Raw genomic sequence first — 21661 nt, forward strand, 5'->3', positions numbered from 1 at the left:
GTGGCGGAGAAGCTCCGGCCCTCGGGCCGAAGTTCTTCACTGGCTGGGAGGTCAGTCGCGGAAGTTGTTGAACTGCAGCGGCAGTTCGACATCCGTGCCGCGCAGCAGGGCGATGGCTGCCTGCAGATCGTCACGTTTCTTGCCGGTAACGCGCAGCTTGTCGCCGGCAATCTGGGTTTCCACCTTGAGCTTGGCGCCCTTGATGGCGGCAATCAGTTTCTTGGAAACCGCTTGCTCTATCCCTTGCTTGACCGTGACTTTCTGGCGCGCACCGCCCAGGTTCTCGATCGGGTCGGCCACTTCCAGGCAGCGCGTGTCTATATTGCGCGCACTCATGCGGCCGCGCAGAATGTCACGCATCTGCCCTAGCTGGAATGCGCTGGGGGCCGACAGGTTGACCACGAATTCCTCCAGCTCGAAGGAGGCGGCCACGCCCTTGAAGTCGAAGCGGGTGGAAAGTTCGCGGTTGGCCTGGTCGACCGCATTGCGCAGTTCGTGTTTATCGACTTCGGAAACGACGTCAAAACTCGGCATTCCTATTCCTTCTGGTCTGCGGAGGGCGTGTTTTGCGGCATTTCGATCTTCACTTCCAGGATTTCGAAGCTATCCTGGCGTTCGACGTTGACCTTGATGTCGTCCGGATTGATGTTCACATACTTGGAAATCACCGCCAGCAACTCCTGTTGCAGCTGCGGCAGGTAATCAGGCGAATCGCGGCCGGAGCGTTCATGCGCCAGGATGATTTGCAGGCGCTCCTTGGCCACATTGGCCGTGGGCTTTTTCTGGCCCAGCAGGAAGGAGAGGAAAGACATGAGTTACTTCCCTCCGAACAGGCGCTTGAGCAGCCCGGGTTTTTCGTAGTCCGTGAAACGCAGGGGTTTGTCTTCGCCCAGGTAGCGGGCCACGACGTCCTTGTAGGCTTCCGACACGTCCTCGCCTTCCAGGTGAATGCTGGCGATACCCTGGTTGGAGGCCTGCAGCACGGCTTCGGATTCCGGAATGACACCGATCAGGCGGATGCGCAGGATATCCTCGATGTCCTGCAGCGACAGCATTTCACCTTCGGAAACACGCTTGGGGTTGTAGCGTGTGAGCAGCAGGAACTCGCGGACCGGTTCGTCGCCGTCGATGGCGCGCTTGGACTTGGCCGACAGAATGCCCAAGATGCGATCGGAGTCGCGCACCGAGGAAACTTCGGGGTTGGTCACCACCAACGCGTCATCGGCGAAGTAGGCGGCCATCAGCGCACCGGTTTCGATACCGGCAGGCGAATCGCAGACGATGTACTCGAAACCCATTTCCTTCAGTTCGTCCAGAACTTTGCCCACGCCTTCCAGCGTCAGGGCATCCTTGTCGCGGGTTTGCGAGGCGGGCAGGATGAAGAGGTTGTCGGTCTGCTTGTCCTTGATCAGCGCCTGCTTGAGCGTGGCATCGCCCTGGATGACGTTGACGAAGTCATAGACGACGCGGCGCTCGCAGCCCAGGATGAGGTCGAGGTTGCGCAGGCCGACGTCAAAGTCGATGACAACCGTCTTGTGGCCGCGCAGGGCCAGGCCTGAAGAAAAGCTGGCGCTGGTGGTGGTCTTGCCTACCCCGCCCTTGCCGGATGTCACCACAACGATGCGAGTCATGAATCAGGAACCTTCTGAGGAATGAATGGAAGTACAAGCCTGTATCGTAAAGCAAAAGTAACAAAAACCACTGCTTTCAGGCGTAAAGCGGTGTTACTGCGGCCACATTAGAGTGGCGAAACCGTCAGGGTTTCGCCATCCAGGCTGACGCTGGCAGGTTTGTTGTGCACATCGCTGGGCAGCTTTTCTTCCACGACACGGTAAATGCCGGCAATGGCGATGAGTTCCGGGTCCAGTTGCGTGGCGAAGATCCGGGCCTCGGTGTCGCCGCGCGCACCTGCCATGGCCTTGCCGCGCAGGGGGCCATAGACATGGATATTGCCGTCGGCAATGATTTCTGCGCCGCTGCTGACCATGCCGATGATGACGAGGTCGGCATGGCGGGCATAGACCCGTTGGCCGGAACGCAGCGGCCGGCGCAGCACCATGGCCGGCAAGCGCGAGGCCTGGGGTATGGCGGCACCGGCGCCGGTGGCGGGAGCTGGTGGTTCGCCGGCTTCGGCGGGGGCAGCCTTGCTGGCCACGACTTCGCCTTGCTGGTGCGGCACCGGCGCGGACGCCGCGTCGGCGGGTTCGATTGCAGCGGGGCGGGCGGCAGGCAGCGGCGACAGGTCCACCGGCACCAGGCCGGCGGCGCGCGCCGCGCCATGCTGGGCCTCATCGGCAATGAAGCCGATGGGAGGCAGTCGATGCTCGCGCAGCGTTTCGGCCAGCGCTTGCCAGTCCAGCGGGGTGGCAATACCGCTGGCGTCGATCACCACGGGTTCGTTCTCGAACAGCGCGCCGACATCGGCCATGCGCTTTTCCAGGTCAGCCTTCAGCGTGTCGAGCGCGGCGTCGCGCAGCACTAGGCGCACGGCATAGAGAGTGGCGCTCTTGAAGTCCAGCGCGGAGTCAGGTTGCTTGGCGCTCATGCTTGTGCCCAGGAATCCCGCAGTGTGGTGATGCGATTGATGACGGGAGCATCCACGCGTGACAATTCGCGGTCTGCGGCGAAATAGCCCATGCGCTCGAACTGCCAGGCACGGCCAGGCTCGGCCTGCAGGCCGGGCTCCAGCCAACCGCGCACTACCTTGATTGAATCCGGGTTGAGGAAGTCCAGGAATTCCTTGTCGCCGGCATCGGGGAAGGCGTCGGAGAACAGGCGGTCGTACAGGCGGATCTCGGCAGGCACCGCATGGGCCGCGCTGACCCAGGTGATGTTGCCCTTGACCTTGACGCTGTCGGCGCCGGGGGTGCCGCTCTTGGTGTCAGGCAGGTACTCGGCGTGGACTTCCGTGATGTTGCCGTTGGCGTCTTTGCTGAAGCCCGTGCATTTCACGACATAGCCGTATTTCAGGCGCACCATGTTGCCGGGGAACAGGCGGAAGTATTTCTTCGGCGCTTCTTCACGGAAATCGTCGCGTTCTATCCACAGTTCGCGGGAGAACGGGAAATGGCGCTGGCCGGCAGCCGGATCGTGCGGGTTGCGCGGGGCATGGCACGGTTCGGTCTGGCCTTCAGGGTAATTGGTGATGATCAGTTTGATCGGATCGAGTACCGCGACGGCGCGTTCTGCGACCGGATCGAGGTCGTCGCGCAGCGCTTGTTCCAGCAGGCTGTAGTCGATGCGCGAGTCGGCGCGTGCGACACCGATGCGTTCGCAGAACAGGCGGATGGCCGAGGGCGTATAGCCGCGGCGGCGCAGGCCGACCAGCGTAGGCATGCGGGGGTCGTCCCAGCCTTCCACCAGGCCGTCCTGCACCAGCTTGAGCAGCTTGCGCTTGCTGGTGACGACGTAGCTCAGGTTCAGGCGGGCGAATTCGTACTGGTGCGGCAATGGCTCGGCCAGTTGGCCGAGCTCCGCCAGGCGCGCCAGGATCCAGTCGTAGAACGGCCGCTGGTCTTCGAACTCCAGCGTGCAGATACTGTGCGTGATGCCTTCCAGCGCGTCTTCAACAGGGTGGGCCCACGTGTACATCGGGTAGATGCACCATTTGTCGCCTGTGCGATGGTGATGGGCATGGCGCACGCGATACAGCACGGGATCGCGCAGGTTGATATTGGGCGAGGCCATGTCGATGCGGGCACGCAGCACCAGGCTGCCGTCCGGATGTTTGCCGTCGCGCATTTCGCGCAGGCGTTGCAGCGATTCCGCCGCCGGGCGGTCGCGCCAGGGTGAATCGGTGCCGGGTTCGGTCAGCGAGCCCCGGTTGGCGCGGATTTCCTCGGCGCTTTGTTCGTCCACATAGGCGTAGCCGGCTTCGATCAGGGCTTCGGCAAAGCCATACATGTAATCGAAATAGTCGCTGGCGAAGTAAAGATGGTTTTCACCGCTCTCGGCCTGCCAGTCGAAGCCCAGCCAGTGGACGGTGTCCTTGATGGCATCGACGTACTCCTGGTTTTCCTTTTCAGGATTGGTATCGTCGAAACGCAGGTGGCAGACGCCGCCATAATCGCGCGCCAGGCCGAAATTCAGGCAGATGCTTTTGGCATGGCCGATGTGCAGGTAGCCGTTGGGCTCCGGCGGGAACCGGGTGCGGATGCGCGCGGGGTCCTGCTGGCCCTGGGCCTGCACGGAGGCAGGGCCGGGCGCGCCGGCCCAGAGCTTGCCGCGAAAGCGGTCTGCAGCTAGGTCGGACTCGATGATTTGACGGATAAAATTGGAAACCGGCGCTACCGGCGGAACTTGGCTCATAACGCAGTGAGATTCGCGCAAAAGAAGTCGAAACATCAATTTTGCCACGGCTGCGGGGACAGACTGTTATTCTCGCGAAATTGTCTGTTTTCCGGCAACGTCCGAGGACGCTGCCGGAAACGGGTGTATACGCAGCGGGGCAGGCGGGGGACGGCCTCCTGACAATGGCGCGCAGGCGCCAGCCGGAAGACCGCATCTATCCCTGACGATACGACAAAGACGCACGACTGACCATACGGCTGTTGTACATTCAGGCCCGTTGCACTGTTGAGGACTTGGACTTTCATCCATGACGGATTTCACTGCCCTGGCGCTGGCCCAGGTCCAGTTCCTGGGGGGGCTGGGATTCCATCAGGCCTTTCTGGCGCTGGCTGTGGCGCTGGCGTGGCTGCTTTGTGGCATGAAATGGCGGGCCCGGCAGGCAGCCGCCTGGATGCCTGCATATCGTTTCTGGGTGCGTTTCTTCGCCTTGGCGTGGGTACTGGCGTTCGCCTCGGGCCTGCCCGTGCTGTTCCAGGCCGGCAGCCTGTGGCCGGGGCTGGGCGAGCGTGTCGGCAATGTCGCCGGGCCCCTGCTGGCAGCCATTGTGCTGACGGTGTTCCTGTTCAAGACTTGTTTCCTGGGGGTGATGCTGTTCGGCCAGATGCGGGTATCGGCTCGTGTGCACGCGCTGAGCGTATTCATGACGGCCATGGGCCTGACGCTGACCCTGTTCTGGGAACTGGCCTTGCTGGCCTGGACCCACGCCCCGGTCGGTTCTACCTGGTTCAACGGCCAATATTATGTGGATGACTGGCGGACGCTGCTGTTCGACGGCTTGGCGCCGTGGATGATGCTGCGAGTTTTGGCTGGCGGCTTTTTTGCCGTCGCCTGTTTGATGACGGGCATTTCCGCCTGGCAGTCGCTACGGCGGGAATTGTCTGAGAGTGAAACGCGGGTGTGCCGCCTGGGTATCTGGATGGCGCTGGCCAGTCTGCTGGCCTGGGGCGCAGCCTTGCTGGCGCAGGTGCCTTTGCTCGCTGCCTGGCAGCCGGTGCAGTTGGCGGCGCTGGCCGGTCTGTGGGAGAGCGGCAGTGAGTCCGCCTTCCTGCTGTTCGCCTGGCCGGACCCGGCGGCGCAGGTCAATCTGGCCGAATGGCGCTTGGGCGTGGCCGGTTGGCCCTGGCTGGCGCAGCAGGACGAAGGCACCTGGGTGGGGCTGGACCAGGCGTCGGGCATGTTGCCGCCGGTGTCGGCCGTTTTTCTGGTGGCGCGGGTGCTGGGCTTGTTGATGCTGGTGGTCGTCCTGGCATTGATGCTGGCTTTGTGGATGGCGCAGCGGCGCGGCTGGCAGCGGATGTCGGCCTGGCCGGTGGGCTTGCGTCGCGTGCTGGCATGGTTGACGCTGGCGGGCCTGCTGATGCTGCTGCTTTCGCTGTGGCTGGGGGAAATGGGACGCTTGCCCTATTTCGTTCATGGCACCATCACTTTTGCCGAAGTCGGCAATAATCTGCCTGTCGCCGGGTTGGTGGCCAGCCTGGCAGCCTATGTCCTGGTGCTGGGGTTGGGAGTCTGGGGTTTTGCGCGCATGCTGTTCCAGGCCGCCCGTCATGGTGTCGTTCCGGTGCGCCGGGCCGGGGAGACGCTGCGATGATCATGGGGCTCGCCAATTCGCTGGGCATGCAGGTTCAGGATCCGGCATTCTGGTTGCCGCTGGCGTGCCTGGCCGTGCTGTGGGTGTTGTTGATCGCCGGCGCCATCCTGGACGGTTTCGATCTGGGCGTCGGGGTGCTGCTGCCGCTGGCGCCGCCGGCCGCCAGGCAGCAGTTGTGGATGCACCTGGGCGCCTGGCGCGATGCCAACGGCGCCTGGCTGCTGTTGGCTGCCGGTCTGTTTGCCAGCGCCTTTCCCGCCGCCTGGGGGCAGGTCATGGGGCGGCTGTACGCGCCGCTGACGCTGGTGTTGCTGGGCGGCATTCTGCGGTCGGTCTGCTTCGAGTTCCGCTATCGTGCGCGCCCTGCGGACCGCGAACGCTGGCTTAATGGCTTCTGGGTAGGTGCCGTCCTGAGCGCGCTGGGCCATGGCTGGGTCATGGGCCGCATCGCCACCGGCTACCAGGGGGGCGTGACCTATCTCCTTTTCGACCTGATGTGCGGCCTGTGCGCATTGGCGACCTATATCGTGCTGGCGGCCAGCTGGCTGTCGGCCAGGCTGCACGGCGGCCTGCAGCAGCGTGCCGTGAATTGGGCCAGGCGCATGATTCCCTGGAGCGCCACCGGCATGTTGGCCGTCGCAATGACGCTGGGCCTGCTCAATGGCGGCGTGCTGCACCGCTGGAGCAATGGCGGCGATTGGCGCGGGGCGCTTGCCTTCTGGGGGGCGATGCTGCTTTGCATGATCGCGCTGGATTTCTCATTGACTCGCCGCCGGGGGCTTCGGCGCAGCTGGATGCCCTGCATCCTGACGCTGCTGCTGTTGTTTCTGATGCTGATTGGCGTGGCGTTCAGCCTGTTCCCCTATCTGATCCTGGACGAGGTCACGATCTGGGATGGCTCCGCCGATCCCGCTTCGCAGCGCCTGGCGCTTGCTGCTGCCGTGGTGGCAGTGCCGGTGCTGCTGGTGGTCAGTCTGATGAACTATCGGAGTCTGTTTGCTCGTCCGAAAGAGAGCGAGGAATACTGACACGCACGCGCAGGCCGCCGCTGGGCGCGTCGTCGAGTTTCAGCCTGCCGTGATGGGCGCGGGCGATGGTATCGGCCAGCGCCAGCCCCAGCCCGACGTTGCCGGTACGGGTACGGGCGTCATCCAGGCGCAGGAAGGTGCGCAAGGCTTCCTGGCGGCGTTCCATCGGAATGCCCGGACCGTGGTCGTCCAGAATGATGTACGCGTGCCGGGCGTCGGCCTGCAGCGTGATCCGTATCGGCGGTTTGCCGTGATGCATGGCGTTGCTGACCAGGTTGTCCAGCAGGCGGCGCAGCGCACTATCGTCCAGCCTTAGCCGGACTGGCGCATTCAAGGGGTCGTGCAAGGTGATGTCCAGCCCGCTGTTCTGCCAGTGCTGTGTGTACTCCTGCAGCCAGTTGCGGATATCCAGGGACATGGGCCGGTAGGCGGTCGGGTCGCTGCCCCGGACGAAATCGAGGAACTGGCCCACCATATGTTGCATATCGTGCAGATCCTTGCGCATGCCTTCGCAGAAGGTTGTGTCGCTGGACATTTCGATACGCAGCCACATGCGTGAAAGTGGGCCCTTCAGGTCGTGCGGCAGTCCGGCCAGCAAGGTGCGGCGCACAGCATCCGATTCGGCCAGAGCGTCCAGCATGGCATTGAAGCGTTCTCCGAGCAGCCGGGTTTCGTCCGGGCCGGAGGGTTCGACGCGGCTGGGCTTGCCTGCGGCCAGCTGGTCGGCAGCTTCCGCCAGGCGTGTCATGGGGCGCGAAATATGCCAGGAGAACCAGCCTGCAAGCATGAGGACGCCGCTGAGCGACAGCAGCCAGATGACGATGATATGCGCCGCCAGCGGCGGGTCCAGGCGGTCCAGCGGCACGACCAGCCAATCCGTATTGGTGCCGCTCTGAGAGGGAACCTGCGATAGGGAAATATAGAGCCTGGCGGCTTGTCCCTGGCTGGCGGCCACCAGGGTGCCGTCGCCCAGGCTGGCGTTGACCCGCTCGACGAAGGCTTCCAGCTGCGGCGAAGCATTGACCGTGCGCGACAGAGTGCCGGGCATGCCTGCTTGTGGATGCAACTGGACGTCGGCCGGCAACTGGCGGTTCCACAGATACCATTGGCCGTGTGAGGCGCGGTGCACGAAATCGGCACGTTCGTCGGGCGGGATATGGGTGACGGCCGCCTGCAGCGTATGCAGGGCAGTGATGATCAGGTCGTACTTGACGGGATCGACATAGCGTTCCTGGTAACGGTCGATCATGATCATGGTGACCGTGTGGGAAAACAACACTGCGCCAAGCACGAGAAAGGCGACCCGTGCGCGCAGCGAACGGGGGAAGAGATAACGGCAGACCAGGCTGCGGAAACGGCTCATTGCAGGGTTCAGGGAGCGAAGCGGTAGCCGATGCCCCAGACGGTCTGGATCCAGCGCGGTTGCTTGGGGTCTTCCTCTAGCACCCGGCGCAGGCGCAGAATGGCGATATCTATGGCGCGGTCGTTGCGTTCGCCGTCGTCATCGCGAGCCAGCGCCAGCAGTTTTTCCCGGCTCAGGGGCTTGCCGGGGTTATTGACGAAGGCTTCCAGCAGATTGATTTCACCGCCGGTCAGGTGCATGGGTTCGTTGTCGCGGAACAGTTGGCGCCGGATCGGGTCATAGGTGAAAGGCCCGAAGTTGACCGGGTTGGTGCGGTTCAGTGCGGACGGGCCGACTTTGCGCCGTAGCACGGCCTCGATGCGCGCCAGCAGTTCACGCGGGTCGAAGGGCTTGCCGAGGTAGTCGTCGGCGCCAGCCTCCAGGCCGCTGATGCGGTCCAGGGTTTCGTCGCGGGCGGTCAGGAGGATAATCGGAATGTCTTCTCCTTGCTCCCGCAACTGGCGGCAGGCCTGGGCGCCATCACCGCCCGGCAGCATGCGGTCCAGGACGATCAGGTCCGGGGAGTAGCGCGCGATGCGGGCCGGCAGATCGGTGGCATCGGGTGCCAGCAAGGTGTCGTAGCCATGGCGGTTCAGGTACTCGGCAAGAAGCTGGCGCAGGGCAGGGTCGTCATCGACGACCAGCAGTTTGCTGGGAAGTTTGTCCATGGCGTGCAGTCAAAGAGAATCAAGGATGCGAGCAGTGTCGCTTGCGCGGGCGTGGTGATCAAGATGTGGAAACGCTTTGAAATGTCCCGCACCCTGGGTGAGGCTCGGGAAAATGAGTATCCAGGCGGGTTTGCGGCGATGGCCGGAGCCACGGGACAGGCCAGAAAAATGAAGTGCTCCAGTGTGAAACAGAAATGGATGGTCTGGGCAAGCGGGTGCTTGCTGGCGGGCCTGGCCGGTATGACGCAAGCGGCCTGGGACGATGCGCGTGGCCTGGAACGCCTGTCGCCGGTACGGCTTTACGCCGTACCGGAACCCAAGCCGCTGGCCGCGCAGGCGCTGCCGCCGGAAGGCGAGCCGCTCGATGCGCCCGCCGATACGGCGCCCGGCACGCTGGATGTTTATGGCCTGACCTGGCAGCCGACCCCAAAGCCGCAGGCGCGCGGCAGTGCGCAGAACAGCGCGGCCAGCGGCGCGGGCGCCAACCGCCGGCAACTGGCCGGCCGCCTCGGCTTGCAGACCGAAGGCATGGCGCGCTGGATTTACCGGGGGTCGGAGGGGCCCGACGTGGCATTCGGCGTCCTGCCAGGCAGTGGGTTGAAGATCTCGGGCAGTGCGCCTATCGCCGGCGTGCGGTTGCAGAGCGGCGGCATGGAGGATGCCGCCTTGCTGGACAGCGGGGTTGTCGGCTATTCATCGGCGGTGGGCTGGCTGGATTATTCCCCCTGGACGGCGGGCACCGGTGCGGTCGAGTACGGCGTTTCGGCCGGACAGACGGCGGTGCGTTACGGCTGGCGGCCTGACCTGACACTTGAAGGTCAGGTGCAGACCGCTGCCAAAATGCGCAATGTCGGCCTGGGCGGGGTGTACTCCCTGGGAGAGTGGGGGCGCTTGAGGGCCGGTGCTGCTCACAGCCGTTACGAAAATGTCGAAGGGTCGCGCTATAACCTGGGCTATGTCGTGAGCCTCTACGACTGGCTGGAAGTGGGCTACCGAGCGGAATACGCCATGAGCGGCTACAGCGACCTGAGCCGGTATGCCTCCGGGCCGCTGTCGCAGGCGCGGGTGCAGGGCACCCTGGAAACCGGGGTGCCGCTGGCCGGCTGGGGAACGATCAGCGGTACCTACTCTGACGTACGCTACGGCAATACCACGGTGCAGCGCATGGGTATCGCTCACAGCCTGGCGCTGCGGCGCAATGTGCAGCTCAAATGGGAGGCCGATCGCGACATCGTGTCCGGTGATTATGGGATGCGCCTGAATCTCAGCCTGCCTGTCAATCTTCTCGGAGACTGACACGAATGTCACGCTGCCGGATTGCGGTACGATCCGGCAGGTAAAATGCTTGCATGTCTAATTCGAATCCTGCGCCAGGTCTGGCGCTTCCTCATCATGCCGAAGTCTGAGGCCCTGGAAATCCTGCGGCGGGTCTTCGGCTACGAGTCTTTCCGCGGCGAACAGCAGGATATCGTCGAGCACGTGATTGATGGCGGCGACGCCCTGGTGCTGATGCCCACTGGCGGCGGCAAGTCCATGTGCTACCAGATTCCCTCGCTGGTACGCGAAGGCACGGGCATCGTGGTTTCGCCGCTGATCGCGCTGATGCAGGACCAGGTGGATGCCCTGACCGAACTGGGCGTGAGCGCCGCCTACCTGAATTCCTCCCAGGATTGGCGTGAGGCCAGGGCTGTGGAACAGCGGTTCCTGGCGGGTGAACTGGATTTGCTCTACGTGGCGCCCGAACGCCTGCTGACCGAGCGCTGCCTGGACCTGCTGTCGCGTGGCCGGCTGGCGCTGTTCGCTATCGACGAGGCCCACTGCGTCAGCCAGTGGGGGCATGACTTCCGCCCGGAATACCTGGGCCTGTCGATGTTGCAGGAACGCTGGCCGCAGGTGCCGCGCATTGCCCTGACCGCCACCGCCACAGAGGAAACCCGGCGCGAGATCGCCCAGCGCCTGGCGCTGACTGACGCCCGGCATTTTGTTTCCAGCTTCGACCGTCCGAACATCCGCTACCGCATCGTCGAGAAAGACGATGTGCGGCGCCAGCTGTTGGCCATGATACGCGCCGAGCACGAGGGCGAAGCCGGCATCGTCTATTGCCTGTCACGCGCGCGAGTCGAGGAAACGGCGGACTTCCTGTGCCGCCAGGGCGTGCAGGCATTGCCCTACCACGCCGGGCTGAGCCAGGCCGTGCGCGCAGAAAATCAGTCGCGCTTCCTGCGCGAAGATGGCCTGGTCATGGTCGCCACCATCGCTTTCGGCATGGGCATAGACAAACCCGACGTGCGTTTCGTGGCGCATATCGACTTGCCCAAATCCATCGAGGGCTATTACCAGGAAACAGGCCGCGCTGGGCGCGACGGCATGCCGGCCTCGGCCTGGCTGGCCTATGGTCTGCAGGACGTGGTGCAGCAGCGCCGCATGCTGGAAGAATCCCCTGGAGATGAAACCTTCAAGCGGCGCCAGGGGGCCAACCTGGACGCCATGCTGTCACTGTGCGAAACCGTATCGTGCCGCCGGCAGCAGCTGCTGGCCTATTTCGGTCAGCGCATCGGGCCTTGCGGCAATTGCGATACCTGCCTGGAACCGCCGGAATCCTGGGACGGCACGGTGGCGGCGCAGAAGCTGCTGTCTACTATTTACCGGCTCTGGCGCGAGCGCGGCCAGCGCTATGGCGCCGGGCATATCATCGACATCCTGCGCGGCAAGCGCAGCGAGAAAATCACCCAGCAGCAGCATGACACGCTCAGCGTGTTCGGGGTGGGGGCGGATCTGTCGGACAAGGCCTGGCGTAGCATCATGCGGCAATTGCTGGCGCAGGGGTTGGTCATGACTGACGCCGACGGCTACGGTACGCTTGCGTTGACCGAGGCCAGCCGGGCCGTGCTCAAGGGCGAACGGCAACTGATGCTGCGGCGCGAAAGCGAAAAAGCGGCAAGATCCTCGCGTGCCAGCGCCAAGGCGCGTCCAGCGCTGCTGGACCTGCCGCCGGAAGCACTCAAGGTCTTCGAAGCCCTGCGTGCCTGGCGCGCAGAGATCGCCCGGCACCACGGGGTGCCGGCCTATGTCATCTTCCATGACGCCACGCTGCGGGAAATCGCGCTGCAGGCGCCGGAATCCCTGGAAGAGCTGGGCCAGATCAGCGGTGTGGGCAGCCGCAAGCTGGAAGCCTACGGCGAGGAAATCCTGCAGCGCGTACTGCAGCCGGTGCTGTAGCGCCGGCAGGTTCGTCCAGGTTGCGCCAGCGCGCCCAGGGTGCGCGGGGCGCGTTGGCGCAGGCTCAGTCGTCCGCCTGTTGCTGCAGGGCGGCGATGGCTTCGTCTTCGAGTACGGGCAGGAAGCCGCCACTTTCCGCATCACGCAGGAACAGCAGGCCGGTCGCGACGCCGAAATACGTGCCATGCAGCTTGAGCGTGCCGGCTTCCACCCGTGTGCGGATCGACGGGAAGGTCAGCAGGTTCTTCAGGCTGTGTTCGATGACGGCCAGTTCCAGCTTGCGCAGCGCGTGCGTACGATCGTCTGGCAGCGTGCCCAGCTGATCGGCGGTAGTGGCGATCTGCGACATCCATTTGCCTATGAAATTACCGGCGGTCAGGGGCTGGGCCCGGTCGTAGAACGAGGCGATGCCGCCGCAGGAGGCATGGCCGAGCACGACGATGTGCTTGACTTCCAGGCCTTCCACGGCGAACTCGATGGCGGCGCTGGTGCCGTGATAGGACTCGGAATCGGGTTCGTAAGGGGGAACCAGATTGGCAACGTTGCGGACGACGAACAGTTCGCCGGGGCCTGCATCGAAAATCACTTCCGGGGAGACCCGGGAATCACAGCAACCGATGACCAGAATTTCAGGGTGTTGTCCTTTCTCGGCCAGGTTCTTGTAGCGTTTGCGTTCACTGGGAAAGCGGCCGGAGAGGAAGGAACGATAGCCTTCGGTGAGGCGTGTGGGGAAATTTCGCATGGAAAGTATCGTGTGTGAAAGCCCTGCCATTGTAAAACGCGGCAGTCTTGAACGTACGTAACATTTCCAAATTCCGGAATTTCCCGGCAGGTACATGCCTGCGGGCAATGATGCGGGGCAGATGCCGTTCCACGGCGGTTCGCGCACGGCTTTGCCGCGTCGGCAGAGGAGGAGCAGAGGAACGGAACAGGTGATGCCGGCGGCATGCCCGGCAGGGAGGCTAGCGCGAGCCGACGACCAGAACTTCGGCGTCCTGGCGGCTGACGGTACGCATGCGGTGCGGCAGCGTGGCGTCGAAATACACGGCGTCACCGCTTTCCAGGCGCCAGACACGCGAGCCCACCATGAGTTCGACTGCGCCATGGATGACCAGCATGAATTCCTCGCCCTCATGGGGCTGGGCGGCTTGGCGGTCGGGAAATTCCCGAGGCGGTACAACCACTACGGGCTGCATGGAACGGATGCGGCGCTTGCCGGCCAGTGCCTGGTATTGGTAACCCAGCGAACTGCCGGTCCGTATCATGGGCTGGCGATCCGCCACGCGGACCACGCTGACGATTTCATCCAGGCCTTCGGGGCCGGAGCCCAGCAGTTGGTCGCGCGTCAGGCCATAGGCATGCGCCAACTGCTCGATGGTGGTGTCTGAAGGATTGCTGAGGCCGCGTTCCAGCTTGGACAGGTAGCTGCGGGTCAGTGATGTACGCAGTGCCAGCGCAGCCAGAGAAAGCTGGTGCTGGCGGCGCAATGTGCGCAGCCGGAACGGCAGGTCGATCAGGGTATAGCGTGGGTTTTCACGGTGCCCGCCTGAGTGCTGGCCAGCGTCGGCTTGCCTGTCGGCGGTCACCGCTGTGGCGCGGCGGGTGTCGGCGGGCGTATTTCTTGGGGCTGGCAAGGTATCAGAGCAGTTGCAGGCGCTTGGCGGCGGTTTCGGCCGCCGGCGTCGTCGGGTAGTCTTTGACGATGCGCTGCAGCGCCGCCTTGGCGCCGGCGCGATCGTTCAGTTCCACTTTGCTGCCGGCAATGACGAGCAGCGCATCCGGGGCGCGCTGGCTGCTGGGGAAGGTGTTGACCATGTCTTCCAGCAGCGTCACTGCGCCCTTGTAGTCCTTCTGTGCATAGCGGCTGCTGCCCTGATAGAACCGGGCGCTGGGGGCCAGCGAGCTGTCGGGATAAAGCACGACAAACGCGTTCAGGGCCTCGGAGGCTTCGCCGTACTGACCATTGCGGAACAGGTTGATGGCGCCGTCATAGGCAGCCTGTTCCTGCGGGTCGGCTGCACTGTCCTCGGTATTCGCGGCGGGCTTGGGTGCGCTTTGCTCCATGGCCTGTTGCGCCGAACGGGAGGCATGCTCGACCTGGTCGCGCAAACGCATCACTTCCAGCTGCAGGGCGTCGATCTGGTCGGCCAGCTGCAGCTGCGCGCGCTGGTTCTGCTCGGTCAGCTGCCGGACTTGCTGGCGCAGTTCCAGGATTGCGCGTCGCGCATCGTCATCAGCGAAGGCATGCGCCGTCAGCGGGGTGGCCAATATGGCCAGGATGCTGGCTGACAGCAGGTGCTTGCGCAGGGATGAAGTCGATACGGTCATGATCACGGTGCTCCTGGATCTGCGAGGCGCGCCACGAGGGCGCGCCGTTGGGCTTAGCGGCGATACTGGATATCGACGCGGCGGTTTTCAGCGTGGTCGGCCTCGGACGTGCCGGTGCTGCGCGGCTTTTCCTTGCCCAAGCTGATGGTTTCGATCTGGCCGTCGTTGACGCCCAGCAGCGTCATCATGCGGCGCACGGCTTCGGCACGGCGCTGGCCCAGGGCCAGGTTGTACTCGGCGCCGCCACGGACGTCGGTGTTGCCTTCCAGCACGACTTGCTGGTTGCCGTTGGCGCGCAGGTAGCCGGCGTGCGTTTCGATCAGTTCACGGTATTGCTCAGGCACAGCGTAGCTGTCGAACTCGAAGAACACCGAGCGTTGCTGGGCCAGCACGCTTTGCGGGTTGAACGGGTCCAGGATCTGGCCGGAGGCGTTGCCGCCGCCGATGGCGCCGGTGGACGAACCGGTCGAGCCCTGGTTGGCGCCGCTGTTGGCGGAATCATCGAGCGGTACGCTGCTGCAGGCGGCCAGCGCTGCACTCAGGGCCAGCAGGGAGGAAAATTTGACGAAGCGCGATCTCATGTTATTTCCTTAAATCAGATAGGGGAGATACACACGTTTGTAAGCATGGTGCCAGCAGGTTCTCCTGCCCGCATTGCCGCACGATCGGTTGGTCGTGTATTAGAGGCTGCGCGGACAGGCACTTCCTGTTGGCATGTTAGCCATGGCCATTAGTCTTTAGTTACTGCGGAAACGGTCCCCAGGTCGGCTCACGGACTTCCCCGTTCAACACGGAGAGCGTCTGGCGGACGCGGCCATCGCTGGATACGGCTGACAGAACACCACGACCGCCATTCACGGCAGCGTACAACACTTGCTGGCCGTTGGGCGAGAAACTGGGGGACTGGTCATCGCTGCCGTTGGTCAACAGCGTTTCCGTTCCCGTGGCCAAGTCAAGCATGGCGACCCGGAAACCGCCTTCGCGCCTCGAAATGTACAGCAAGCGTCGTCCGTCGGGGGAAACCCTCGGAGAAATGTTGTAATTTCCATTGAATGTGACACGACGAGTGTTGCTCCCATCCAAATTTACTTGATAAATCTGGGGGCTTCCGGCCCGATCACTGGTGAAGTACAGGCTTTGACCGTCGGGGGCGAACACAGGTTCCGTGTCGATCAGCGGCGAACGGGTCACGCGCCGCAGGTTGGAGCCATCCGCATTGACCACGTAGACCTGAGACAGGCCGTCGCGCGTCAGGACCACGGCCAGCTGGTTGCCGTCGGGCGACCAGGCCGGGGCGGAGTTGCTGCCCTTGTAGTTGGCGACGGCATGGCGTTCACGGGTGGCCAGCGTGTGGGAATACACCACGGGCTTGCCGGATTCGAAGCTCACATAGGCCAGCTTCTTGCCGTCGGGCGACCAGGTCGGCGAAATGATGGGTTCGCGCGAACGCAGCGCCACGCGCGGGTTCTGGCCGTCGGCGTCCGCAATCTGCAGTTCATAGGTGTTGCCTTGCTTGAGTACATAGGCCAGACGGGTGGAGAACACGCCGCGCACACCGGTGATCTTTTCATAGATGCGGTCGGCGATTTGGTGAGCGATGCGGCGCAGTTCCTGCGCGGTGCCGGAGAACACGGCGGCATCCAGCTGGCTGGCCAGCACGGTGTCGACCAGGTGATAGCGCACTTCGTAGCGGCCGCCAGCCTGGGTGACGGTGCCATAGGCCAGCGTGTCGGCGCCACGGTCACGCCACTCGGCGAAATTGATTTCATCGCCCGAGCGCGGTTGCGCCGCCCCGGTGGAAATCAGGCGGAACTGGCCGGTGCGGGACAAGTCTGCGCGGATGACCTGGGAAATTTCCCGGCCTGCGGGGTCGTCGCTGAAGTCGGCAATGGCGATCGGATATTGCTGCGCGCCGGTGCCGGAGATATCCACGCGCAGTTGCGCATGGGCGGTGGGCAGGGCCAGGAACATGGCAGCCAGCACCAGCAGGCCGAGCAGCCGTTGCATCCAGCTTGCCAGCAGATTCTGCCGGTTTCGGTAGGCCAGTATGAGAGGCGGGAAAGTCATGTTGTTGCGCTCCTGATCTTCAATCGTATAGACGATAGCTTACATCTATCGTTTCAGGGTACTTGCCGGATACCGGCGGGGAACGTCGCCATGGGGCCGGAGCCGCCGTGGCGTATTCGAATAGGGGGAAACGGGCCTTCCTGCCGCCAGGCCGTACCGCTTGCTGTTGGCTGTCGGGACGGGCGGTGAGGCATGGATGCCGGGCGGATAGAATACCTCGGGCAGGGGCGGGCCAGTATGACGCAGCTGTCACGATTCGTTGCGCGTGTATCGCAGGCAGCGACGCCCCGGCACGGGGCTCGGCTGCCTGCGGGACGTTTGCGTGAAGGCTGTTCATCGCACTGGCTCCGCTCAGTCGTTCGGACGATAAATGACGTCGATGCGCTCGGGGTACTTGCCCGACGGCGGGCGCGGGAAGCTGCAACGCCGGATGCCGGTCTCCACTGCGCGGTCGAAGGTGGCTATGCCTGACGAGCGCCGCAGGCCGACATTCAGCACCTGGCCGCTCTGGTTCAGCTGCACCACGAATTCGGCCGCCGGGTTGCCGCCGTTCAATTGTTCGGCGGTCGGGTGGAAGGAGACGCCGGCCTTGATGCACGCCCGGACCTGGGCGGCGTAGCCGCTGTCGTCGCCGCCGCCAGCCTGGTTGCGGTTGGCAGCGCCCCCCGGCAGGCCGGCAGCACCCAGCACGTCACCGCGCATGGCGTCGCGCAACTGGCGGTCGCGTTCTGCCTTGGCTTCGGCTGCCTTGCGGGCGGCTTCTGCCTTGCGCGCTTCTTCTGCCTTGCGGGTTTCTTCGGCGCGGCGCGCCTGCTCGGCGCGACGGGCTTCTTCGGCCTTGCGGGCGTCCTCGGCTTTCTTGGCCTCTTCAGCTTTCTTGGCTTCTTCTGCGCGTCGGGCTTCCTCGGCTCGCCGGGCCTCGGCAGCGCGGCGTGCCTCTTCGGCCTTGCGGGCATCCTCGGCCTTCTTGGCTTCTTCTGCCTTGCGCGCTTCTTCCGCCTTGCGCGCTTCTTCCGCCTTGCGGGTTTCTTCGGCGCGGCGCGCCTCTTCCGCGCGGCGGGCTTCCTGCGCCCGGCGGTTTTCCTCGGCCTTCCTGGCCTCTTCTTCCTTGCGTGCTTCTTCCGCCTTGCGGGCGGCCTCTGCCTTGCGCGCATCTTCCGCCTTGCGAGCTTCCTCGGCCTTGCGTTTTTCTTCAAGGGCGATTTCAGGGTCGGGCGCCTGTTCCTCGGGAGGCTTGGGCGGTGGCGGGGGAGGCGGTGGTGGCGGAGCGGGAGGCTCCGGCTTCGGTTCTGGTTGCGGCTCGGGTTTGGGGGCAGGCTTGGGCGGCGCCGGTTCGGACGGTGCCGATTCTGGCTGGCCGGCATTGGGGCTGTCGCCCGGCGCCCACATTTCTACCTGTATCGGGCGCGAATCGTCCTTGCTGCGCCACATGCCGACGACGACCAGCAGCGCCAGCACGCCGTGCGCCAGTAGGGATTGCACCAATGCCTTGCGCGGCAGCTTGGGCGCGTCGTCGTCAGGTATCACGTTAGGATCGGGATCGCGTGAGGATTTCATGATTCAGGGCTCAGCGCTTGCCAGTCTTGCTGTTGTCGGACGCCTGCTGGTCCACCAGCAGGCCCAGGCGCGCGACACCGGCGGCGCGCAGGGTATCCATGACTTTCATGACCTCTTCGTAGGGCACTTTGCCGTCGGCGGCAATGACGACCGGCGTATCCGGGGTCAGGCGGCCCAGTACGGCGGACACCAGGTCGGCGCGGTTGATGCTTTCGACTTCGGCGCCCGCTTCGCGCATGCGCAGGCCGAGCTTGCCGTCCGCTTCCAGCTGGATTTCCAGCGGTGTGCTGGGAATCTGGTCGGCCTGTCCCACCGTGGGCAGGTTGATCAGCCCGGGCGTGATCAGCGGCGCGGTCACCATGAAGATGACCAGCAGTACCAGCATGACGTCGATATACGGAACGACGTTGATCTCGTTTTTCAGGCGGCGGCCGCCGCGGCCACCACGCGAGCGTAGTGATGCCATCAGCGCACCTGACGTTGGAGGATGTTGAGGAACTCGTCCATGAAGTTTTCGAACCGCAGCGCCAGACGGTCAATGTCGTGGGTGTAGCGGTTGTAGGCGACCACGGCGGGAATGGCTGCAAAGAGGCCGATGGCGGTGGCGATCAGGGCTTCGGCGATGCCGGGCGCGACCGATGCCAGCGTGGCCTGTTGCACATGGGCCAGGCCCACGAAGGCGTGCATGATGCCCCAGACCGTGCCCAGCAGGCCGATATAGGGGCTGACGGAGCCGGCCGACGCCAGGAAGTTCAGGTTCGATTCCAGGCTGTCGACTTCGCGCTGATAGGCGGCGCGCATGGCGCGGTTCGGGCCGTCCAGCAGGGCGGCGTGGTCGGCGGGCGGATTGCGGCGCACTTTGGTGAATTCCGTCATGCCGGCGTCAAAGATGCGCGCCAGGGCGCCATGTTCGTTGCGGTGGGTGCTGATGGATTGCTGCAGCATGTTGAGGTCGCCACCGGACCAGAAATCGTTTTCGAAGCGGCGCGTCAGTGCCTGCTCGCGGCGCAGCGTGCTGCGTTTGCCGAAGATGAAGGTCCAGGACAGGATGGAAATCAATACCAGCAGCAGCATGATGACCTGAACCGGAATGCTGGCGTTCAGGATCAGTGACAGTATCGACATATCGGCGGAGGAGGATGCCATGGAGGGTGATTCCGTTATTCCGAAATGAAAGTGAGCAAAGTGGAGCGCAGCGGCTCAGGCACAGGCATGGGCCGCATGGTGTCAACGTTGACGCAACAGACTTGGATGGTGCTGGTGGCCAGCAGTTCCGTACCGCGCAGGACTTCCTGAAAAAAATCGACGGATGCGCCGCCGATGCGGGTGATGCGGCTGCGTATCGTGAGCAGGTCATCGAGGCGCGCAGAACGCCGGTACTGGATGCTGACTTCGCGCACCACGAACACGGCGCCCGTCTCGCGGGCATATTCGGCCTGGTTCACGCCCAGCCGGCGCAGCCATTCCGTGCGGGCGCGTTCCATGAACTTCAGATAGTTTGCATAGAAGACGACACCACCGGCGTCCGTGTCTTCGTAGTAGACACGGACTGCCAGCGTTTCGCCTGCAGGGGTAGCTTGGGAGGGAACCATGGTTTAGTCCTGCGGACGGGGTAAGGGATCAATAAGCGTCGAGCGTGGCCAGGATGGCTTCTACCGCCTGGGCCACCGGGATGTGCTCGGCATTGCCGGCGCGGCGGCTCTGGACTTCGACGATGCCGTCCTTGAGGCCGCGCTCGCCGATGGTGACGCGTACCGGCACGCCGATCAGTTCCCATTCGGCGAACATGACGCCGGGGCGCTGGTCGCGGTCGTCCAGGATCACGTCGATGCCGCGGGCCTGCAGCGCGCCGTAGATGGCTTCGGCTTGCTCGCGCACTGCTTCGCTCTTGCCCCAGCCCACCGGGCACAGGACGACTTCGAAGGGCGCCAGCGCGCGCGGCCAGACAATGCCCTTGGCGTCGTGGTTCTGTTCGATGGCGGCGCCGACGATACGGGTGATGCCGATGCCGTAGCAGCCCATTTGCATCAGCGCGGGCTTGCCGGTTTCGTCCAGGAAGGTGGCTTTCAGCGCTTCGGAATACTTGGTGCCCAGGTAGAACACGTGGCCGGTCTCGATGCCGCGCTGGATGGCCAGGCGGCCGCCCGACGGCGCCGGGTCACCGGCTACTGCATTACGGATGTCCGCAACCAGTTCCGGCTCGGCAAGGTCACGGCCCCAGTTCGCGCCGCTGTAGTGGAAGCCATCGGCATTGGCGCCGACGACGAAGTCGCTCATGTTGGCGACGGTCGTGTCGGCCACGACGCGTACTGGCAGGGGGGTACCGATCGGACCCAGCGAACCGGGGCGGGCACCGAAATGCTCGAGGATCTCGGCTTCGGTGGCGAAGCGCCAGCCGTTTTTCAGGCCCGGCAGCTTGCCGACCTTGACTTCGTTGAGCTCGTGATCGCCGCGGATCAGCAGCAGCCACAACGTGGCCTTGCCGGTTTCGGCGTCATCGGTGGCGAGCACCAGGGATTTTACGGTCTGCGTCAGCGGCAGGCCGAGTTGCGCAGCCACTTCCTCGCACTTGCTGGCGTTCGGGGTGGCCACTTTTCCCAGGGCCTGGGCGGCTGGCGCGCGTGCCGGCAACAGGCAAGGCGCTTCGGCCAGTTCCATGTTGGCGGCGTAATCGCTGTCCGGGTCATAGACGATCAGGTCTTCGCCGGTGTCGGCAATGACCTGGAACTCATGGCTGCGGCTGCCGCCGATGGAGCCGGTGTCGGCGGCCACGGCGCGGAAAACCAGGCCCAGGCGCGTGAAGATGCGCATGTAGGCTTCGTACATCGTGTCGTAGCTGGCTTGCGCGCCGGCTTCGTCGCGGTCGAAGGAATAGGCATCCTTCATCGTGAATTCCCGTCCGCGCATGACACCGAAGCGGGGGCGGCGCTCGTCGCGGAACTTGGTCTGGATGTGATAGAAGTTCACCGGCAGCTGGCGCCAGCTCTGGATTTCGTTGCGGGCGATGTCGGTGATGACTTCCTCGGACGTGGGCTGCAGCACGAAGTCGCGGCCATGGCGGTCCTTGATGCGCAGCAGTTCGGGGCCATATTGTTCCCAACGGCCGGATTCCACCCACAGCTCGGCGGGCTGGACGACGGGCATCAGCAATTCCAGTGCGCCGGCCTGGTTCATTTCTTCGCGCACGATCGCTTCGACCTTGCGGATGACCTTCAGCCCGAGCGGCATGTAATTGTAGATACCGCCGGCCAGCTTGCGGATCATGCCGGCGCGGGTCATGAGCTGATGGCTGGTGATCTCGGCGTCGGAGGGGGCTTCTTTGAGGGTGTTCAGATGGTAACGTGAAGCGCGCATGGTAAGAGTGAGGCTCGAAGTAAGGGTCGAATCGGATCGGCAGAAGAAAAGGCTGACCGTATAATCACACGTAATTGTATTGAATTCGCTGGGGGTG

21 protein-coding genes are annotated in these 21661 nt (G+C 64.1%); 4 read left to right on the forward strand and 17 right to left on the reverse strand.

Going from position 1 to position 21661, the window contains the following annotated elements:
* Positions 1-51: 51 nt before the first annotated feature.
* From ACEW7X_RS02830 to ACEW7X_RS02850, 5 genes are all read right to left on the reverse strand, one after another.
* Positions 52-534 carry a YajQ family cyclic di-GMP-binding protein gene (locus tag ACEW7X_RS02830; protein WP_068374248.1) on the reverse strand — a complete coding sequence of 161 codons (483 nt, stop codon included), beginning with the start codon at positions 532-534 and terminating at the stop codon, positions 52-54.
* A gap of 2 nt (positions 535-536) precedes the next feature.
* The gene (minE, locus tag ACEW7X_RS02835; RefSeq protein WP_068374245.1) at positions 537-812 is read right to left on the reverse strand and encodes a cell division topological specificity factor MinE; all 276 of its coding nucleotides are present in this window, start codon (positions 810-812) and stop codon (positions 537-539) included.
* A gap of 3 nt (positions 813-815) precedes the next feature.
* Positions 816-1631, reverse strand: a complete 816-nt coding sequence (minD, locus tag ACEW7X_RS02840; protein WP_068374242.1) for a septum site-determining protein MinD — start codon at positions 1629-1631, stop codon at positions 816-818.
* 107 nt (positions 1632-1738) lie between these two features.
* Positions 1739-2545, reverse strand: coding sequence for a septum site-determining protein MinC (minC, locus tag ACEW7X_RS02845; RefSeq protein WP_253596542.1), 807 nt, complete (start codon positions 2543-2545; stop codon positions 1739-1741).
* Positions 2542-4308, reverse strand: a complete 1767-nt coding sequence (locus tag ACEW7X_RS02850) for a glutamine--tRNA ligase/YqeY domain fusion protein (RefSeq protein WP_130487675.1) — start codon at positions 4306-4308, stop codon at positions 2542-2544. The genes minC and ACEW7X_RS02850 overlap by 4 nt, the downstream gene beginning before the upstream one ends.
* Positions 4309-4597: 289 nt before the next feature.
* On the opposite strand from ACEW7X_RS02850, the gene ACEW7X_RS02855 reads away from it, so the two are divergent.
* Both ACEW7X_RS02855 and ACEW7X_RS02860 read left to right on the forward strand, forming a co-directional pair.
* Entirely contained in the window at positions 4598-5941 is a 1344-nt protein-coding gene (locus ACEW7X_RS02855; protein ID WP_130487674.1) for a cytochrome ubiquinol oxidase subunit I, read from the forward strand.
* On the forward strand, positions 5938-6969 hold the full coding sequence (locus ACEW7X_RS02860) for a cytochrome d ubiquinol oxidase subunit II (RefSeq protein ID WP_068374231.1): 1032 nt from the start codon (positions 5938-5940) through the stop codon (positions 6967-6969). Before ACEW7X_RS02855 ends, ACEW7X_RS02860 begins: the two co-directional genes overlap by 4 nt.
* Here ACEW7X_RS02860 and ACEW7X_RS02865 read toward each other — a convergent pair.
* Together ACEW7X_RS02865 and ACEW7X_RS02870 are read right to left on the reverse strand one after the other, a co-directional pair.
* On the reverse strand, positions 6911-8332 hold the full coding sequence (locus ACEW7X_RS02865; RefSeq protein WP_420177582.1) for an ATP-binding protein: 1422 nt from the start codon (positions 8330-8332) through the stop codon (positions 6911-6913). The two genes, ACEW7X_RS02860 and ACEW7X_RS02865, sit on opposite strands and share 59 nt — an antisense overlap.
* An 8-nt stretch (positions 8333-8340) precedes the next feature.
* Positions 8341-9039, reverse strand: a complete 699-nt coding sequence (locus ACEW7X_RS02870; protein ID WP_068374226.1) for a response regulator — start codon at positions 9037-9039, stop codon at positions 8341-8343.
* A gap of 168 nt (positions 9040-9207) precedes the next feature.
* Between ACEW7X_RS02870 and ACEW7X_RS02875 the strand changes: the two genes are divergently transcribed.
* Positions 9208-10335 (forward strand): hypothetical protein, encoded by a 1128-nt coding sequence (locus ACEW7X_RS02875; protein WP_130487672.1) that lies wholly within the window; start codon positions 9208-9210, stop codon positions 10333-10335.
* 96 nt (positions 10336-10431) lie between these two features.
* Positions 10432-12258 carry a DNA helicase RecQ gene (gene recQ, locus ACEW7X_RS02880; RefSeq protein ID WP_068374220.1) on the forward strand — a complete coding sequence of 609 codons (1827 nt, stop codon included), beginning with the start codon at positions 10432-10434 and terminating at the stop codon, positions 12256-12258.
* 64 nt (positions 12259-12322) lie between these two features.
* Here recQ and ACEW7X_RS02885 read toward each other — a convergent pair whose 3' ends face one another.
* The 10 genes from ACEW7X_RS02885 to ACEW7X_RS02930 all read right to left on the reverse strand — a co-directional run bounded on the left by ACEW7X_RS02885 (position 12323) and on the right by ACEW7X_RS02930 (position 21564).
* A complete protein-coding gene (locus ACEW7X_RS02885; RefSeq protein WP_068374217.1) occupies positions 12323-13000 on the reverse strand; it encodes a carbonic anhydrase in 678 nt (225 codons plus the stop codon).
* A 220-nt stretch (positions 13001-13220) separates the two neighbouring features.
* Entirely contained in the window at positions 13221-13892 is a 672-nt protein-coding gene (locus ACEW7X_RS02890; protein ID WP_420177583.1) for a helix-turn-helix domain-containing protein, read from the reverse strand.
* A 4-nt stretch (positions 13893-13896) separates the two neighbouring features.
* Positions 13897-14586, reverse strand: a complete 690-nt coding sequence (gene ybgF, locus ACEW7X_RS02895) for a tol-pal system protein YbgF (RefSeq protein ID WP_068374214.1) — start codon at positions 14584-14586, stop codon at positions 13897-13899.
* Between the two features lie 53 nt (positions 14587-14639).
* Positions 14640-15167 (reverse strand): OmpA family protein, encoded by a 528-nt coding sequence (locus tag ACEW7X_RS02900; protein WP_068374211.1) that lies wholly within the window; start codon positions 15165-15167, stop codon positions 14640-14642.
* A gap of 160 nt (positions 15168-15327) precedes the next feature.
* Complete coding sequence (gene tolB, locus ACEW7X_RS02905; RefSeq protein ID WP_068374505.1) at positions 15328-16593, reverse strand: Tol-Pal system beta propeller repeat protein TolB; 1266 nt, start codon at positions 16591-16593, stop codon at positions 15328-15330.
* A gap of 411 nt (positions 16594-17004) precedes the next feature.
* Positions 17005-18210, reverse strand: coding sequence for a cell envelope integrity protein TolA (gene tolA, locus ACEW7X_RS02910; protein ID WP_420177584.1), 1206 nt, complete (start codon positions 18208-18210; stop codon positions 17005-17007).
* 10 nt (positions 18211-18220) lie between these two features.
* Complete coding sequence (locus ACEW7X_RS02915) at positions 18221-18676, reverse strand: ExbD/TolR family protein (protein WP_068375273.1); 456 nt, start codon at positions 18674-18676, stop codon at positions 18221-18223.
* Positions 18676-19356 (reverse strand): protein TolQ, encoded by a 681-nt coding sequence (tolQ, locus tag ACEW7X_RS02920; protein WP_068375270.1) that lies wholly within the window; start codon positions 19354-19356, stop codon positions 18676-18678. The genes ACEW7X_RS02915 and tolQ overlap by 1 nt, the downstream gene beginning before the upstream one ends.
* Positions 19357-19370: 14 nt before the next feature.
* Positions 19371-19802 (reverse strand): tol-pal system-associated acyl-CoA thioesterase, encoded by a 432-nt coding sequence (gene ybgC, locus ACEW7X_RS02925; protein WP_068375268.1) that lies wholly within the window; start codon positions 19800-19802, stop codon positions 19371-19373.
* Positions 19803-19830: 28 nt separating this feature from the next.
* The gene (locus ACEW7X_RS02930) at positions 19831-21564 is read right to left on the reverse strand and encodes a proline--tRNA ligase (RefSeq protein WP_420177585.1); all 1734 of its coding nucleotides are present in this window, start codon (positions 21562-21564) and stop codon (positions 19831-19833) included.
* Positions 21565-21661: the final 97 nt, after the last annotated feature.

Origin of the sequence: Kerstersia gyiorum, assembly GCF_048595715.1 — a bacterium.
GTDB classification, from domain to species: Bacteria; Pseudomonadota; Gammaproteobacteria; order Burkholderiales; family Burkholderiaceae_B; genus Kerstersia; species Kerstersia gyiorum.